We start from the raw sequence: 13388 nt of genomic DNA, 5'->3' as shown, positions 1-13388 counted from the left end.
GGGTGAGCTCCTACATCACTCGATTTCGAAGCTAATGAGATTGTATCCATCTTGATCGACTTTAAGATACCAGCCGAGTTTATCCCAATCGCCGAGCACAATACGTGTCGCGGGCTCAGAACTTAGCTCCACTTCATGTATAGCAGGTCTATGGGTATGACCATGGATCATCAGTGAAACTTTGTTATCAGCAAAAGACTGTTTAACCGCATCAGCATTTACATCGGTGATGTAGTCAGACTTTTCGGTTGTACGTTGTTTGCTTGTGTCTCGTAGTTGTCGAGCGATAGCTAAACGCTCTTCCAATGACTTACTTAAGAAATCTTGTTGCCATTGTGGATTGCGAACCAAAGCGCGGAATTGCATGTATTCAGTATCATCAGTGCAAAGCTGATCACCATGAAGAACCACGGTATTACCAATTGGCAGTGAAAGCACAAGTTCTTCAGGTAGCAATTTAGCTCCGATGCTTTGGCAGAACTGTTCGCCGACCAAGAAATCGCGGTTGCCGTGTTGGAAGAAGATTTCACAGCCATTGTCACTCAATGTTTTGAGTTGTTGTAAAAGATCATCCAAGCCGGGGGTGGGGCAGTCGTCGCCAATCCATGCTTCGAAAATATCCCCTAGAAGGTATAGCTGTGTTGCATCGGTAGCGGTATGTTCTAGGAAATACGAAAACGCCCGGGTAAGATCCGGGCGTTCGGGTTTCAGATGTATATCTGAGACAAAGTATACGGGCATTATTCTTCTTCTGCGCTTTCTACTTCTTCTGTAGCGATTTCAGCTGACTCGATGATGATGTCTTCAGCTGGAACGTCTTGGTGGCCGGCGCGGATAGTAGTTGATGCTGCTTTTAGTTTGTTGACTACATCCATACCGTCGACAACTTTACCAAATACCGCGTAACCCCAACCTTCAGTTGTTTTCGCTGTGTGGTCAAGGAAAGTGTTGTCAGAAACATTAATAAAGAACTGTGCAGATGCGCTGTGTGGATCCATTGTGCGTGCCATAGCGATAGTGCCTGCCGCATTAGATAGACCGTTGTCTGCTTCGTTTTCAATCGTTTCGCGAGTAGTTTTTTGTACCATGCCTGGTTCAAAACCGCCGCCTTGGATCATGAAACCATTGATTACACGATGGAAAATAACGCCATCGTAGAAGCCTTCCGTGACATATTGCTCGAAGTTTGCTGCTGTTTTCGGAGCTTTATCGTGGTCTAGCTCTATAGAGATATCACCAAAATTAGTATGGAGGATGATCATTGTTGTAAAGTCCACTTCTTCGCCTTTGACTGGCCCATTATACGCAAGTCTAAGAGAAACGCATCACTGTTTATTCCTAAGTGGCGAATAATTGATTCTAAAGTACCAACCCCAAAGAGTTGTAGGTGTCCTTTTCTATCTGCGGGGATTACTTACGAATTTATTGAAAAATTCTTACTGATATCCACTGCCAATTAGGCGGCGCATCCGTTTATAATGTACAACAATTTATGCCCTATAGATGTGGACGCGTTTCAGGGCAATTCAGAATTCATGCAATGTCGGGATTAAGACGTTTTTATGAGCAATACAGAAAGCAGTAAACCTACGAACTTTATTCATCAGGTGATTGAACAGGATCTGGAAGACGGTAAGAACAACGGAAAAGTTGTTACGCGTTTTCCACCAGAGCCAAATGGTTATCTTCACATTGGCCACGCTAAGTCTATCTGCCTGAACTTTGGCACTGCTGACAAATATAATGGCGAATGTAATCTGCGTTTTGATGACACTAACCCGACCAAAGAAGATCAAGAATACGTTGATGCCATCAAGAAAGACGTTGAATGGTTAGGTTTTAAGTGGGCGGGCGAAGTTCGTTACGCTTCTAACTACTTTGATCAGTTCTACGCGTGGGCACAACACCTTGTTCGCGAAGGTAACGCTTACGTTTGTGACCTAAGTCCAGAAGAAGCTAAAGAGTACCGTGGTTGGGCAACTGAACCAGGTAAAGACAGCCCATTCCGAGAGCGTTCACCTGAAGAGAACCTTGATCTTCTAGAACGTATGAGAAAGGGTGAGTTTGACGAAGGTAGCTGTGTTCTTCGCGCTAAGATCGACATGGCGTCTTCCAACATGAACCTGCGTGACCCGATTCTTTACCGAATCCGTAAAGAGTCTCACCACCAAACAGGTGATAAGTGGTGTATCTACCCAAGCTATGACTTTGCACATGGTCAAGAAGATGCGATTGAAGGTGTAACGCACTCTATCTGTACACTAGAGTTTGCTGATCATCGTCCATTGTACGAGTGGTTCATCGAAAACCTACCTGTACCATCTCAGCCACGTCAGTATGAGTTTGGTCGTCTAAACCTAAACTACACAGTAACCAGTAAGCGTAAGTTGAAGCAGCTTGTTGATGAGAACCATGTAAATGGTTGGGATGACCCGCGTATGCCAACTATCTCTGGCCTACGTCGTCGTGGTTATACGCCAGCTTCTGTACGTAACTTCTGTGACAGCCTAGCGGTTGCTAAAACTGACGGCACAGTGGATATGGCTCAGTTCGAATTCTTCGTTCGTGAAGACCTAGACAAAAATGCACCGCGTGCAATGTGTGTTGTTCAGCCATTGAAAGTCACAATCACTAACTATGACGAAGGTCAGGAAGAGTGGTTCGAGCTACCTAAGCATCCAAAAGATGAAACTATGGGTGTTCGTAAAGTTCCTTTCACACGTAACATTCTTATCGAACAAGATGACTTTGCGGAAGTACCGCCACGTAAGTGGAAGCGTCTAACTCAAGGTGTTGCAGTACGTCTACGTGGTTCTTACGTTATTACCTGCCAAGAAGTTATCAAAGATGCTGACGGCAACGTTGTTGAGCTGAAGTGTACTTACGATCCAGCAACTGCCGGTGCTAACCCTGAAGGCTACAAAGCTAAAGGCGTTGTACACTGGGTATCTGCTGATAACTCTGTGCCTTGTGAAGTGCGTGAGTACGATCGTTTGTTCTCAGAAGCAAACCCAACAGGTGATAAGGAAAAAGATTTCCTTGAGTTCATCAACCCAGAATCTCTTGTGGTTAGAACTGACAGCCGTTGTGAAGTAGGTTTGGCTGATGCAGCAGTAGAAAGCGCTTACCAGTTTGAACGTACCGGTTACTTCTGTGTAGATTCAGACTCTACAGCTGATAAGTTGGTATTTAACCGTACCGCTGGCCTGCGTGATTCGTGGGGAAAGTGATATAAGACCAGCTATTAACAGCTAAGGTCAGTTAAAACCGGCTAAGAGCAGAGATGATTTTAGCCGGTTTTTCGTTTTGAGCTGGTTTTATCTGCAGTAGGCTGTTTCTTCCTACCTTTGTCAGTCTTTACCCGCCTTTATTAACCCCTTCGCGGCAGGCACTTAATAGCTGTTCTGCAAAATCGTCTTCATTAACCGCTCTGGCAATCGCAACTCCGCCGATCATCAATACTGCTTTCTTAATCGCTTCACTCTCATCGAGGGCTGGTTGGCCTTCATTTAGCTCATGGATATTATTGATAAAACCTTTCAGTACGCGGGTATAGGTTGTGCGGACCTGATCATCCCGTTGGTGAATGTCAGTGGTTAAAAACGCTAATGGGCAGCAGAACTCACCGTTCCGGTGCTTGTCGCTTAGGTAAGTTTCAATAATATCCGATAGCTGAAAACCCGAGCGTTCAATGGTATGGCTTTTCGCTAGGTGGGCAGCACTTAAAATCGCTTCAGCGTAAAGATCGCTCTTAGATTCAAAGTGATTGTAAAACGCCCCTCGGGTTAGACCGGCGTGTTTCATCACATCGTTAATCGCGACTTTATCAAAGCCGTCTTTGGTAAAGAGTTCTGCAGCGCTATCTATGATCTTTTTACGACTTTGCTGTTTCTGTTCAGCCGTCCAACCCATAAAACTACTCCTGTACTTGCTTATGCCGGAGTATGGCATAAGTTTAAAATATGTTCTTGAACATATTGTGTCGGTCAATAAAGTGGAGCTCAGGTAGTTAACCGAATGAGTTAACCGAATGAGTTAACCGAATTAGATAACAGGAGTTTAAGCATGACTGCACCAATCCGAATTTATGGTCCATCTTTTAGTACATTTGTGCGCAGTGTGATGATGGCTTGCGAGCTAAAAGGACTGCCTTACGAGGTAACTACACAAGTGGATGGCGAAGCAGTGGGCTTTCATACCCCAGGCCATAAAGCGATCCACCCATATACCAAATTTCCAGTGCTTCTAACTGAGAAGGGGCCAATTCCAGAGACAGTTGCGATTCTGCATTACTTAGAAAATGAATATGGCGGTGCAAAGCTCTATCCGACTGATCCATATGCTCAAGCCCAAGTGGAAGCGTGGAGTGGTATCAGCGGCATCTATGTGGATTTTGAAATCGTACGTAAAGTGTTGCTTGAGTTCATCTTCCCGAAAGGTGAAAACGGCACAGTACGCATGGATAAAGTAGAAGCAGCAGTCCCAGGTATCGAAAACGCACTATCCGTAGTTGCTGATCAGCTGGCTGATTATCCTTTTATCTGCGGTTACGAACTGACAGCTGCAGACCTAATCTTGATTCCAATTATCGATTACATCGAAGGCAATGAAGTAGGCAAGCCGCTGGTGGCTAAGCACGAAAATCTACTGAACTATATCCAGACGATTCGTCAGCAAGATTTTGCTAAAGACATTCTTAAGTAAGGGCAGGACGCTACGCTAGAGGACGCTGCTGCGCAGCTAGAGATCAGCTTCGCCTTTTAGGACGCTTCGCTAGAGAAAAAGCAAAAGGGCAATTCAGAAGTTGATTAGAAAGTAGGGTGTAATGGGATGACTGTTACACCCTTTTTGTATGATTAGCTCAGGAAGGAATAGGTTTTAGGTAAATATCCTATAGATTAAACGCCTCTTATTTCTGGCTATTTATCCCGTAAATTTTGTAGTGGTAACTAAACTGTTCTTTAAGGACTGATAACTGAACTTGATGATGCTTGCTTTCCACCTAGTGCTAAGTTAAAAATACCTATAAAACAGACAGATGGATGTCTAACAGGGGTAGATATACGAAGCTTTTTGTTTATAAAGAATGTATATCAACGGATATAGCGCATGCGTGGTTTGTCACGGAAGAATTTTAAACACCTCTAAAATAATCCTTCCTTTTCAATTCGTTACATCTGTTCTTAAACAAATACGGTTAGGGTAGATATACGGGTCCCCTTATATACAAATGTTATGTGGCTTAAGAAATATGCCAGAACCTAAAGATATTGAAGCAGAAATATATTTCCTCACCGCAGAAGAAGGCGGTAGATCTACTCCTGCTTTTACTGGTTACAGGCCGCAATTTTATTATAACGAGCAGGATTGGGATGCTTCACATATTTACCCAGATGTAGAGGTGGTTAATCCAGGTGAAACTGTACGAGCCTATCTAGGTTTTCTAAGCCCGCAAGAGCACATAGGCAATGTTCATGTAGGTATGGAGTTCTTAATAAGAGAAGGTGCTCGTACGGTAGGTAAAGGTGTAATAACCAAAATCATTGATCTGGAGCAATCAGCAAATCGTGCAAAATAGCCAGCCGCATAACAAGTTTGTCAACGAACGCACTTCGTGCTGGACAGCCTTAAGCGTGGCTTCGCCACAAGGCTGCCCGTTACAAAGGGGTTATACCAAGTAAGGAAGTTATGGAGCAACTTAGAATAACAAACCCCAGAAAGGATTGGGTGGCCTCAGAGTTTGGTAAGCTCATCTCTGAATGGGAAGAATGGCAATCAGATATTGCCAATATTCAAGACCATGAATATGACAGAAATACTCAGAGCAGTGTTTTTCTGGATGGTGAAGAAAATATGGAGAAGCATTCTATTCTCCAGATGAAAACCATTACTTTCTTGGACAACAACTTTTCCGGTCACTGGTTCATACATGGTCGTGAGCATAAAAACTGCGACAGAACTGATTTGCGTCTAAGTATTAGAGTCAAACATCGTCTTAGAGACCTAAGGGAGATGTATGCCTCAATAGAGTACGCTCAATTAACTGACTCATACTGGAAGCAGAAAGCTAAAGAAATGATAGATAAGCTTGCTGAACAAACTCCAGATAAAGCTTTAGAAATAGCCACTTCCTATCTGAAGAGTCCTTTAGATAGTGATGTTTAGGTATAACAAGAAAAGGAATCCTACGCATACTGCGCGGCTGCTTTGAGCGTTAGCTGCTTCACCGAGGCAATATGGAAATACTAGAAGAGATCAGGTATGCGTTTCCTAAAGTTGAGTCAGAGCCTTTGTCTGATGATTTTATCGAAAGCCATGAAAACTTACTGGAGATAGAGTCTGATTTTGATCATTTCGCTTATGTGCCTGCTTACATGCTCTGGGTTGTTAGGAATAAAGATAAAGGTTTAGTTGAAATGTATACCACCAATGCTCTTGCTGAGTATGGGCGGTGTCAGCAAGCCGACTATACCTATTTAAACTTTAAGCACCGGTGTAACTCTAGGCAGCGCACTGTACTACGAAATTTTTTAAATTGGTGCGCTGAAGCAGTTCTTACATCTGATACCCAACAAATTAAACGGGCGCTGAAAAATTGGTAAAGCGTCAGCAGCTAACAAGAAAAGGCATCCGACGCATACTGCGCGGCAGCTTTAAGCGTTAGCTGCCCCTATAACTCCCAACATCTAGGAAATATTATGAAAGAGATCACGAGAATAAATCATGTAGGATTGAGAGTTAGGGATATGGATGTCTCTCGTGAGTTCTATGAAAAGCTTGGGTTTGAATTTATTGTTGGTCCTGTGGGGCCAGAGCCTGTTGCTATCATTGAGCATCCATCGGGAATAAATATAAATCTTATTCTGAATGTCTCTAAAGAGGCACCAAAGAAGAATATGTTGATGGAAGCAGACCTTAAATACTCCGGCTATACACATATTGCCCTTGAAGTAACCGATTACAATTCAGCAAAAACTAGCATTGAGGAGCTTGGTTTCCCGATTACGGGAGAAGTTGAATACAAGGGTGCTCAGTTTTTCTTTATTAGGGATCCTGATGACAATGTAATCGAGTTCCATCAACCCGCAAGTAGGGTGTAATAGCGGAGCGTAGTATACGAATCTGTACGATCCCATGCATGCAGCAAAGACTTTTTCTCTAGCCGCGTAGCGGCGTCCTCTAGCGAAGCGTCCTAAAAGGCGAAGCCGATCTCTAGCTGCGAAGTAGCGTCCTATTTCTTAAAAACCACCGTCCTATTACCATTGAGAAATACCCGTTTCTCAATATGGTATTTCACCGCTCGAGAGAGTGTGATGCGTTCTATATCTCTTCCTTTAGCTATCAGATCTTCTGGATAGTAGGTATGGTCAACAGGTTCTATTCCTTGTGCAATTATAGGGCCTTCATCGAGATCAGCATTGATATAGTGTGCGGTAGCCCCCACTGTTTTAACGCCTTTTTCATAAGCCTGATGATAGGGTTTTGCACCTTTAAAGCCGGGTAGGAGTGAGTGATGGATATTGATCGCCCAGCCTTCCAGTTTTTGACAGAGTTCATCAGAAAGCACTTGCATATATCGGGCTAAAACTACGAGATCGGCGTTTGTGTCTTCAACTAATTTCCAGAGTTGTTGTTCCTGCTGCTGTTTGCTTTCTGGAGTAATAGGAAGGTGGTGATAAGGGATTTGATTCCAATCTGCTAGATCTTTCAGGTCGGGATGGTTAGAAATGATAGCGGGTATATCTATGTTTAACTGACCAATCTGCTTTTTGTAGAGCAGGTCATTGAGGCAGTGATCAAATTTCGATACCAGAATAACGACTCTAGGTTTGTAATCACTAGGCTGTAACTCCCATTGCATATCAAACTTTTCAGCTCGGATAGAAAAGCGTTGGCTGAATGTGTTCTTATCAAAGTGGCTATTGGTTCTAAAACATGCCCGGATAAAAAAACGCTGACTTCTCTTGTCATCAAAGGAGTGAAGTTCTTCTATATAGTGTTCATTCTCGTACAGAAAACCCGTCACAGCATCGACAGTACCCAGTTCGCTGGGGCAGCTTGCCGCGAGTATCCATGAGCTGCCAGTCATTTCACTCTCCTTCATCAGATAATCATTAAGTTTAGACGATCTTTTTTTGTGCCATAGATAACAACAAGGCATAAGAATGGAGGCTGTTATGAAGGCATAATCAGCTCCTTTATTCAGTAGAGGGAGCAAAGTCCTTTAATGGCTTTTTATATTTAGCTGTGCCGGATCGGGAAGTTTTTAAGCTAATTATCTATTGGATAACTGGTCTCTGAGGATGGTTACTTGTACTGAGTGTTTCTATTGAGGTGATTAAGCTGTTGTTTAAAAAAGCTTATTAGGTATGGTTGATGCTTGCTTTACACTCAGTGCTAAGTTAAAAGTACTTATAAAACAGACAGATGGACGTCTGGCATGGGTATAGGTATGTATATCAATTGATATAGCGTATGCGCGGTTTGTCACGGAAGGTGCTTCCACTTTTTAGAATTAATCCTTCCTTTTCAATTCGTTACATCTGTATAAATCAAATGAAATTAGGGTATAGATACTGCCCCGTATATATAAACAGTAGGTAGGTTTATGGATAATCAAAAGCGTTATTTTAAAAATGATTATAAACAGGATGTTTTCTTTATTTTTCTAATTGTTGTTTTGGAATTAATTTTTTATCCAATTGCTGTTAAAGGAGATATTCTGGCCATAGTCTTATCTGTCGTACTCTTTACTGCAATGTTGGTATTTATTTTTGGTCTCATACCCAAAAGAATTTGGGTATCAGTAGGTGAAGAGGGAGTTTCTTATCACAACTTGTTTCGGCAATACGATGTACCATGGAATACGATTTCACATAGCTTTACATTTACCCTCAATTTTATAAAAGGGGTCCATATAAAATGTCTTGATGGCCGAGCGCATATGATGCCAGTGACTGGCGCACAAGCTAAAGAGATTTCAGAGCACATAAATAATGTGCTTGCAGAAAGGCGACCTAAAAAATAGCTGTTATTTTCGTCGGTGCGCTCATTTCACTAGACTAAGCGTTAGCCCATTTAAGAAATAAAGCTAGGGAAATATATGATTCTTATCGAAGAGTTACAAAGCCTAAACTATATAGCTGTAGCAATCGCAACGATTACAAGCTACGTGCTTGGTTTTGTTTGGTACCACTGGGCAGTTTTTGGTGAAGCGTGGGCAAAAGCTTTAGGTCTGACTAAAGAGGAAGCCGATAATACCGAAGGTCTTGGTGGAGTTTTTGCTATCTCCTTGGTTTCAGGACTAATCAAAACCATATTAATCGCTTTGCTTATGTCGGCAACCAATATATCAGGTGTTCTCAGCGGGGCTGCTTTTGGGGCCGTAATTGCAGCTGTATTTACTGTCACATCACTAGGTTATTACAATGGCTTTGCACGTACCCCTTCAAAACTTACATTAATCAATTCAGCACATAGCATTGCTGAACTTGCTCTCATTGGTTTAATCATTGGTATTTTCACTTAACGGTGCAATACGCTTCGCTATTGCACCCTACAATCTGCACCTAGAAGTTTTTCCTCTAGCCGCGTAGCGGCGTCCTCTAGCGAAGCGTCCTAAAAGGCGAAGCCGATCTCTAGCTGCGCAGCAGCGTCCTGCCCCTAAACCTTAAACTTCCCAAGTTCTGCATCCTGCTTACGCGTCAGGTCTGTCATTTGATGGCAGTTTGATTCCTGTTCTTTCGCGTTGTTAGCCACTGATTGGCTCAGGTCTCGGATGTTGGTGGTATTGCGGTTGATCTCTTCTGAAGTGGCACTTTGTTGTTCTGCTGCCGTAGCGATCTGTACCGTCATTTGGTTAATTTCTTGGATATTGTCGCGGATAGTATTGAGAACGGTATCGGCTTCACTGGCAACGTTTTGGGTTTGAGCGGCGAGTTCGCGACTTTGTGTGATGGTTGTTTCTGCTTTTCTTACCCCAGACTGAAGCTGCTGAATCATATCTTTAATCTCTTCAGTCGATTGTTGTGTTCTGGAGGCGAGGGCGCGGACTTCGTCGGCAACTACTGCAAAGCCTCGGCCTTTATCACCGGCGCGGGCTGCCTCGATTGCTGCGTTTAGGGCGAGTAGGTTGGTTTGATCTGCTATTTCGGTAATTACGGTTAAGATCGATTCGATATTGTTACTGTAATTAGCTAGCTCGTTGACGGTATTAACGATGTTTTCCATATCTCCCGCTAAGTGGCTAATCGATTCTGTAGTTTTTGAAACAACTGCAACACCATCACTCGCAGCTGAGTCCGCACGTTGGGCGGAGTCGGCAGCATGCTGTGCATTGGTTGCTACGTCTTGTGCAGTGGCGGACATTTGGTGCATTGCTGTTGCTAACTGATCGAGTTCAAATAACTGTTTTTCTAGCTCATTTGCAGCAGTGGATGCAGAGGTGAAAGTATCGTCGCTGTTAGTTCGTACATCTGAGGATATCTGTTTTACCCGAATAATCAAATCCTGTAGGTAACTGATAAATTGATTAAAATCGGTGGAGACCTGACCAAATTCATCTTTAGTGTTTACTTCTAAGCGTTTTGTCAGATCGCCGTCACCACTGTTTATCTCGACTAGAGAACTACGTAAATTTTCGAGCGGTAGTAGCTGTTTAGATACGGTCATATACAAAGCGCCACTACAGATCAGTGCGCTGATGATGGTTGCGATCAGTGCCGTAATACCAATTTGATTGGCTTCAGCCATTACAAGGCCTTTATCTAAAACTACACCTATTAGCCATTGGCTACCTTGAAGACCTTCTAGCTTACTAAAAGAAACAAAAACGGTATCGCCGTTAACGGATGATTCGGCTAGTTCATTGCTAAAGCCAGGGGTATCACCATCGAATAACTCGTTTATGGATTTGCCATTCATATCAGCGTTGGGGTGGCTGATGATATTACCGTTAGCGTTGAGCAGGAATGCATAACCGGTGTTGTTGAAGTTAAGGGTGTTCAGTGCATCGGATACAGTTTTCAAACTTAGATCGCCACCAAACGCTCCTTTGAATTGACGGTTATCGTAGAAGTTAGCCACGGCTGAGATAAGGATTTCGCCACTGGCAGCATCGGCATAAGGATCGGTTAATACCGCTCGGTCATTTTGTTTGGCATAAGGGTACCAAGGGCGTTTTCTTGCATCCCAGCCGGTAGGGTTCCATTCTGGATCATTGGTTATCTTTTTACCGTCGGTATCTAACCCACCAAAAATCAAAATAAACTCTTTTTTGAGGATGGGGTTATCAAAGGTGGCTTGTATAGTTTCTTGAGAAAAGTCTGCGTTGATGCTCTCCGCCATCATATCGATCAGTTTTAATTTGGCGTTGAGCCAGTTGGTTATCTGATAGCTCAGGACCAAGGTGGCTTCTTGGGTACTTTGCTCTGTTTTTTCATACAGAGCATCTCTGACACTGCTGTATTGAATCCATGAATAGATGGCAAAGGTTAGGACAACAACAGTGGAAGCGAGTAGGGCTACCTTGTGTGAAACTTTCATACAGTTAACCTCAAAGACGAGACTTCAAGTTTATGACCAGATTACGAATAGCTAGGCAGGGCAATTTCCCTGCGTTGATAACTAGTTATTCTAGACCAGATATTTGGAAGGAAATTTCGGATTAAGAAAATGTTGAGTGTTTAGCAAGGAGAATATGCAAGGTACTTGAGTTAAACGCTTGGTTTTTGTGGTAGTATCTGCGCCCAAGATCTGCTGTTGTGCAGATAAATTTTTGTCGCCTCAGTCAAACTGGCTGGGGCTTTATATTTTGCGTTGGGTTTACGTCCCAATTAGCGGAGTTTGTATGTCTGATTTACCCCAAAATTCTGGAGAGCAAACGGTTGTTTGTGCTCTTTATAAATTCGTCACGCTGGAAAACTTTGAAGCATTAAGAGAGCCGCTGTTCGAGTGTATGCAAAAAGTAGGCGTGCGCGGCACCTTATTGTTAGCCAATGAAGGTATCAACGGCACGATTGCGGGAAGCCGTGAAGCTATTGATACAGTGCTCGCGTGGTTGCAACAAGACGACCGTCTGAACCCTATCGAATACAAAGAGTCGTTCGATACCAGCAATCCTTTTATGCGTACCAAAGTTAAGCTGAAAAAAGAGATTGTGACTATGGGGGTTGAAGGTATCGACCCTAAAAAAGTAGTGGGTACCTACGTAAAACCAAAAGATTGGAATGCGCTAATTTCTGATCCTGATGTGGTTTTGGTTGATACACGTAATGACTACGAAGTGGCGATCGGTACATTTGAAAATGCGATTGATCCAGAGACCAAGACGTTTCGTGAGTTCCCTCAGTATGTTGCTGAAAATCTTGATCCAGAAAAGAACAAGAAAGTGGCGATGTTCTGTACTGGCGGTATTCGTTGTGAAAAATCCACGGCCTATTTGAAAGAGCAGGGCTTTGATGAGGTTTATCACCTAGAAGGCGGTATTCTGAAGTACCTTGAAGAGATAGATGAAGAAGACTCGATGTGGAAAGGCGATTGCTTTGTTTTCGATGGTCGCGTGTCTGTTAAACATGGTCTGGAAGTTGGCGAATACGATCAGTGTCACGCGTGCCGTATGCCAATTACCGAAGAGGAAAAGCAGCTCGATTCTTACGAGAAGGGTGTGAGCTGTGTGCACTGTATTGATAAAATGAGTGCTTCACAGAAGCAACGTTTCCGTGAGCGTGAACATCAAGTGCAATTGGCGAAAGAACGTGGAGAATCTCACCTAGGTTCTGATGTACAAGATGCTGTTCAAGCGCATCGTGATGCCAAAGCCGCTTATCGTGTTGCGCAAAAAGAGCGCTCTAAAGGCTAATCAGCCTTGCTTAAAACTAAAAAAAACCATGCTCAGGCATGGTTTTTTTATATCTGTCTGAAATTGCTTATTTGCAGCAAGGTTCAGAAATGATCTCAATCTTGTCTTCTTTTACAGCGTGGAAGAAACAGTTAGAACGTTCTGTATGGCAAGCCGGACCCGACTGATTCACTAGGCATAACAGCGTATCGCCATCACAATCGATGCGCATCTCAACTAGCTTTTGTACGTGGCCTGAGCTTTCGCCTTTACGCCAGTAGCTTTGGCGTGAACGAGACCAATAACACACTTGGCCAGTTTTTAATGTCTCTTCAATGGAAAGGCGGTTCATCCACGCCATCATTAACACTTCGCCAGTCTCTGCTTGCTGAGCAATCGCGGGGATCAGACCGTCTTCGTTATAGCGAAGGTTATCAAGCGCTTCACTTAGATCGGTTTGGCTGCCTTTAGCGCCAGACTCTAAGTCGTAGTAAAAACTGTTTTTCATTGTTGCTTCTCTGCTACAAGTAAAATCTGCGGGCATCATAAC

15 protein-coding genes are annotated in these 13388 nt (G+C 43.3%); 9 read left to right on the top strand and 6 right to left on the bottom strand.

Annotation, left to right across the window (positions count from 1 at the left end):
* Positions 1 to 15 precede the first annotated feature (15 nt).
* Entirely contained in the window at positions 16 to 741 is a 726-nt protein-coding gene (locus ACMXYV_RS10325) for a UDP-2,3-diacylglucosamine diphosphatase (protein ID WP_415888416.1), read from the bottom strand.
* Positions 741 to 1262 (bottom strand): peptidylprolyl isomerase, encoded by a 522-nt coding sequence (locus tag ACMXYV_RS10320; protein ID WP_415891435.1) that lies wholly within the window; start codon positions 1260 to 1262, stop codon positions 741 to 743. The genes ACMXYV_RS10325 and ACMXYV_RS10320 overlap by 1 nt, the downstream gene beginning before the upstream one ends.
* 300 nt (positions 1263 to 1562) lie before the next feature.
* Here ACMXYV_RS10320 and ACMXYV_RS10315 point away from each other — a divergent pair, with 300 nt between their 5' ends.
* Positions 1563 to 3230, top strand: coding sequence for a glutamine--tRNA ligase/YqeY domain fusion protein (locus ACMXYV_RS10315; RefSeq protein ID WP_415888415.1), 1668 nt, complete (start codon positions 1563 to 1565; stop codon positions 3228 to 3230).
* Between the two features lie 127 nt (positions 3231 to 3357).
* On the opposite strand, the gene ACMXYV_RS10310 is transcribed toward ACMXYV_RS10315, so the two are convergent.
* The gene (locus ACMXYV_RS10310; RefSeq protein WP_415881513.1) at positions 3358 to 3912 is read right to left on the bottom strand and encodes a TetR/AcrR family transcriptional regulator; all 555 of its coding nucleotides are present in this window, start codon (positions 3910 to 3912) and stop codon (positions 3358 to 3360) included.
* Between the two features lie 153 nt (positions 3913 to 4065).
* Here ACMXYV_RS10310 and ACMXYV_RS10305 point away from each other — a divergent pair, with 153 nt between their 5' ends.
* The 5 genes from ACMXYV_RS10305 (at position 4066) to ACMXYV_RS10285 (ending at position 7100) form a co-directional block, all read left to right on the top strand.
* Positions 4066 to 4704, top strand: a complete 639-nt coding sequence (locus ACMXYV_RS10305) for a glutathione S-transferase family protein (protein ID WP_415888414.1) — start codon at positions 4066 to 4068, stop codon at positions 4702 to 4704.
* Positions 4705 to 5251: 547 nt separating this feature from the next.
* The gene (locus tag ACMXYV_RS10300; protein ID WP_415888413.1) at positions 5252 to 5578 is read left to right on the top strand and encodes an elongation factor Tu; all 327 of its coding nucleotides are present in this window, start codon (positions 5252 to 5254) and stop codon (positions 5576 to 5578) included.
* 110 nt (positions 5579 to 5688) lie between these two features.
* On the top strand, positions 5689 to 6165 hold the full coding sequence (locus tag ACMXYV_RS10295) for a hypothetical protein (RefSeq protein WP_415888412.1): 477 nt from the start codon (positions 5689 to 5691) through the stop codon (positions 6163 to 6165).
* A 71-nt stretch (positions 6166 to 6236) separates the two neighbouring features.
* A complete protein-coding gene (locus ACMXYV_RS10290; protein WP_415888411.1) occupies positions 6237 to 6602 on the top strand; it encodes a hypothetical protein in 366 nt (121 codons plus the stop codon).
* A gap of 96 nt (positions 6603 to 6698) precedes the next feature.
* Entirely contained in the window at positions 6699 to 7100 is a 402-nt protein-coding gene (locus tag ACMXYV_RS10285) for a VOC family protein (RefSeq protein WP_415888410.1), read from the top strand.
* A gap of 131 nt (positions 7101 to 7231) precedes the next feature.
* Here ACMXYV_RS10285 and purU read toward each other — a convergent pair whose 3' ends face one another.
* On the bottom strand, positions 7232 to 8089 hold the full coding sequence (gene purU, locus ACMXYV_RS10280; RefSeq protein WP_415888409.1) for a formyltetrahydrofolate deformylase: 858 nt from the start codon (positions 8087 to 8089) through the stop codon (positions 7232 to 7234).
* A 519-nt stretch (positions 8090 to 8608) separates the two neighbouring features.
* Here purU and ACMXYV_RS10275 point away from each other — a divergent pair.
* Together ACMXYV_RS10275 and ACMXYV_RS10270 are read left to right on the top strand one after the other, a co-directional pair.
* Complete coding sequence (locus tag ACMXYV_RS10275) at positions 8609 to 9028, top strand: hypothetical protein (protein WP_415888408.1); 420 nt, start codon at positions 8609 to 8611, stop codon at positions 9026 to 9028.
* Positions 9029 to 9103: 75 nt separating this feature from the next.
* Positions 9104 to 9529 (top strand): DUF1761 domain-containing protein, encoded by a 426-nt coding sequence (locus ACMXYV_RS10270; RefSeq protein WP_415888407.1) that lies wholly within the window; start codon positions 9104 to 9106, stop codon positions 9527 to 9529.
* A 134-nt stretch (positions 9530 to 9663) separates the two neighbouring features.
* On the opposite strand, the gene ACMXYV_RS10265 is transcribed toward ACMXYV_RS10270, so the two are convergent.
* Positions 9664 to 11544, bottom strand: coding sequence for a methyl-accepting chemotaxis protein (locus tag ACMXYV_RS10265; protein WP_415888406.1), 1881 nt, complete (start codon positions 11542 to 11544; stop codon positions 9664 to 9666).
* A gap of 304 nt (positions 11545 to 11848) precedes the next feature.
* Between ACMXYV_RS10265 and ACMXYV_RS10260 the strand changes: the two genes are divergently transcribed.
* Entirely contained in the window at positions 11849 to 12859 is a 1011-nt protein-coding gene (locus ACMXYV_RS10260; RefSeq protein ID WP_415888405.1) for a rhodanese-related sulfurtransferase, read from the top strand.
* Positions 12860 to 12926: 67 nt separating this feature from the next.
* Here the strand turns inward: ACMXYV_RS10260 and hisI are convergent, their stop codons facing one another.
* The gene (gene hisI / locus ACMXYV_RS10255) at positions 12927 to 13346 is read right to left on the bottom strand and encodes a phosphoribosyl-AMP cyclohydrolase (RefSeq protein ID WP_415888404.1); all 420 of its coding nucleotides are present in this window, start codon (positions 13344 to 13346) and stop codon (positions 12927 to 12929) included.
* Between the last annotated feature and the right edge of the window lie 42 nt (positions 13347 to 13388).

The organism is Neptuniibacter sp. SY11_33, from assembly GCF_047778025.1.
Lineage (GTDB): Bacteria > Pseudomonadota > Gammaproteobacteria > Pseudomonadales > Balneatricaceae > Neptuniibacter.
Note: the sequence above shows the minus strand (reverse complement) of the source record. Positions and strands in the feature narration are given on the sequence as shown.

Coding starts and splice junctions, on each gene's coding strand:
- ACMXYV_RS10325 (WP_415888416.1), bottom strand. CDS start 741: ATGCCCGTATACTTTGTCTCAGATATACATCTGAAACCCGAACGCCCG.
- ACMXYV_RS10320 (WP_415891435.1), bottom strand. CDS start 1,262: ATGATCATCCTCCATACTAATTTTGGTGATATCTCTATAGAGCTAGAC.
- ACMXYV_RS10315 (WP_415888415.1), top strand. CDS start 1,563: ATGAGCAATACAGAAAGCAGTAAACCTACGAACTTTATTCATCAGGTG.
- ACMXYV_RS10310 (WP_415881513.1), bottom strand. CDS start 3,912: ATGGGTTGGACGGCTGAACAGAAACAGCAAAGTCGTAAAAAGATCATA.
- ACMXYV_RS10305 (WP_415888414.1), top strand. CDS start 4,066: ATGACTGCACCAATCCGAATTTATGGTCCATCTTTTAGTACATTTGTG.
- ACMXYV_RS10300 (WP_415888413.1), top strand. CDS start 5,252: ATGCCAGAACCTAAAGATATTGAAGCAGAAATATATTTCCTCACCGCA.
- ACMXYV_RS10295 (WP_415888412.1), top strand. CDS start 5,689: ATGGAGCAACTTAGAATAACAAACCCCAGAAAGGATTGGGTGGCCTCA.
- ACMXYV_RS10290 (WP_415888411.1), top strand. CDS start 6,237: ATGGAAATACTAGAAGAGATCAGGTATGCGTTTCCTAAAGTTGAGTCA.
- ACMXYV_RS10285 (WP_415888410.1), top strand. CDS start 6,699: ATGAAAGAGATCACGAGAATAAATCATGTAGGATTGAGAGTTAGGGAT.
- purU (WP_415888409.1), bottom strand. CDS start 8,089: ATGACTGGCAGCTCATGGATACTCGCGGCAAGCTGCCCCAGCGAACTG.
- ACMXYV_RS10275 (WP_415888408.1), top strand. CDS start 8,609: ATGGATAATCAAAAGCGTTATTTTAAAAATGATTATAAACAGGATGTT.
- ACMXYV_RS10270 (WP_415888407.1), top strand. CDS start 9,104: ATGATTCTTATCGAAGAGTTACAAAGCCTAAACTATATAGCTGTAGCA.
- ACMXYV_RS10265 (WP_415888406.1), bottom strand. CDS start 11,544: ATGAAAGTTTCACACAAGGTAGCCCTACTCGCTTCCACTGTTGTTGTC.
- ACMXYV_RS10260 (WP_415888405.1), top strand. CDS start 11,849: ATGTCTGATTTACCCCAAAATTCTGGAGAGCAAACGGTTGTTTGTGCT.
- hisI (WP_415888404.1), bottom strand. CDS start 13,346: ATGAAAAACAGTTTTTACTACGACTTAGAGTCTGGCGCTAAAGGCAGC.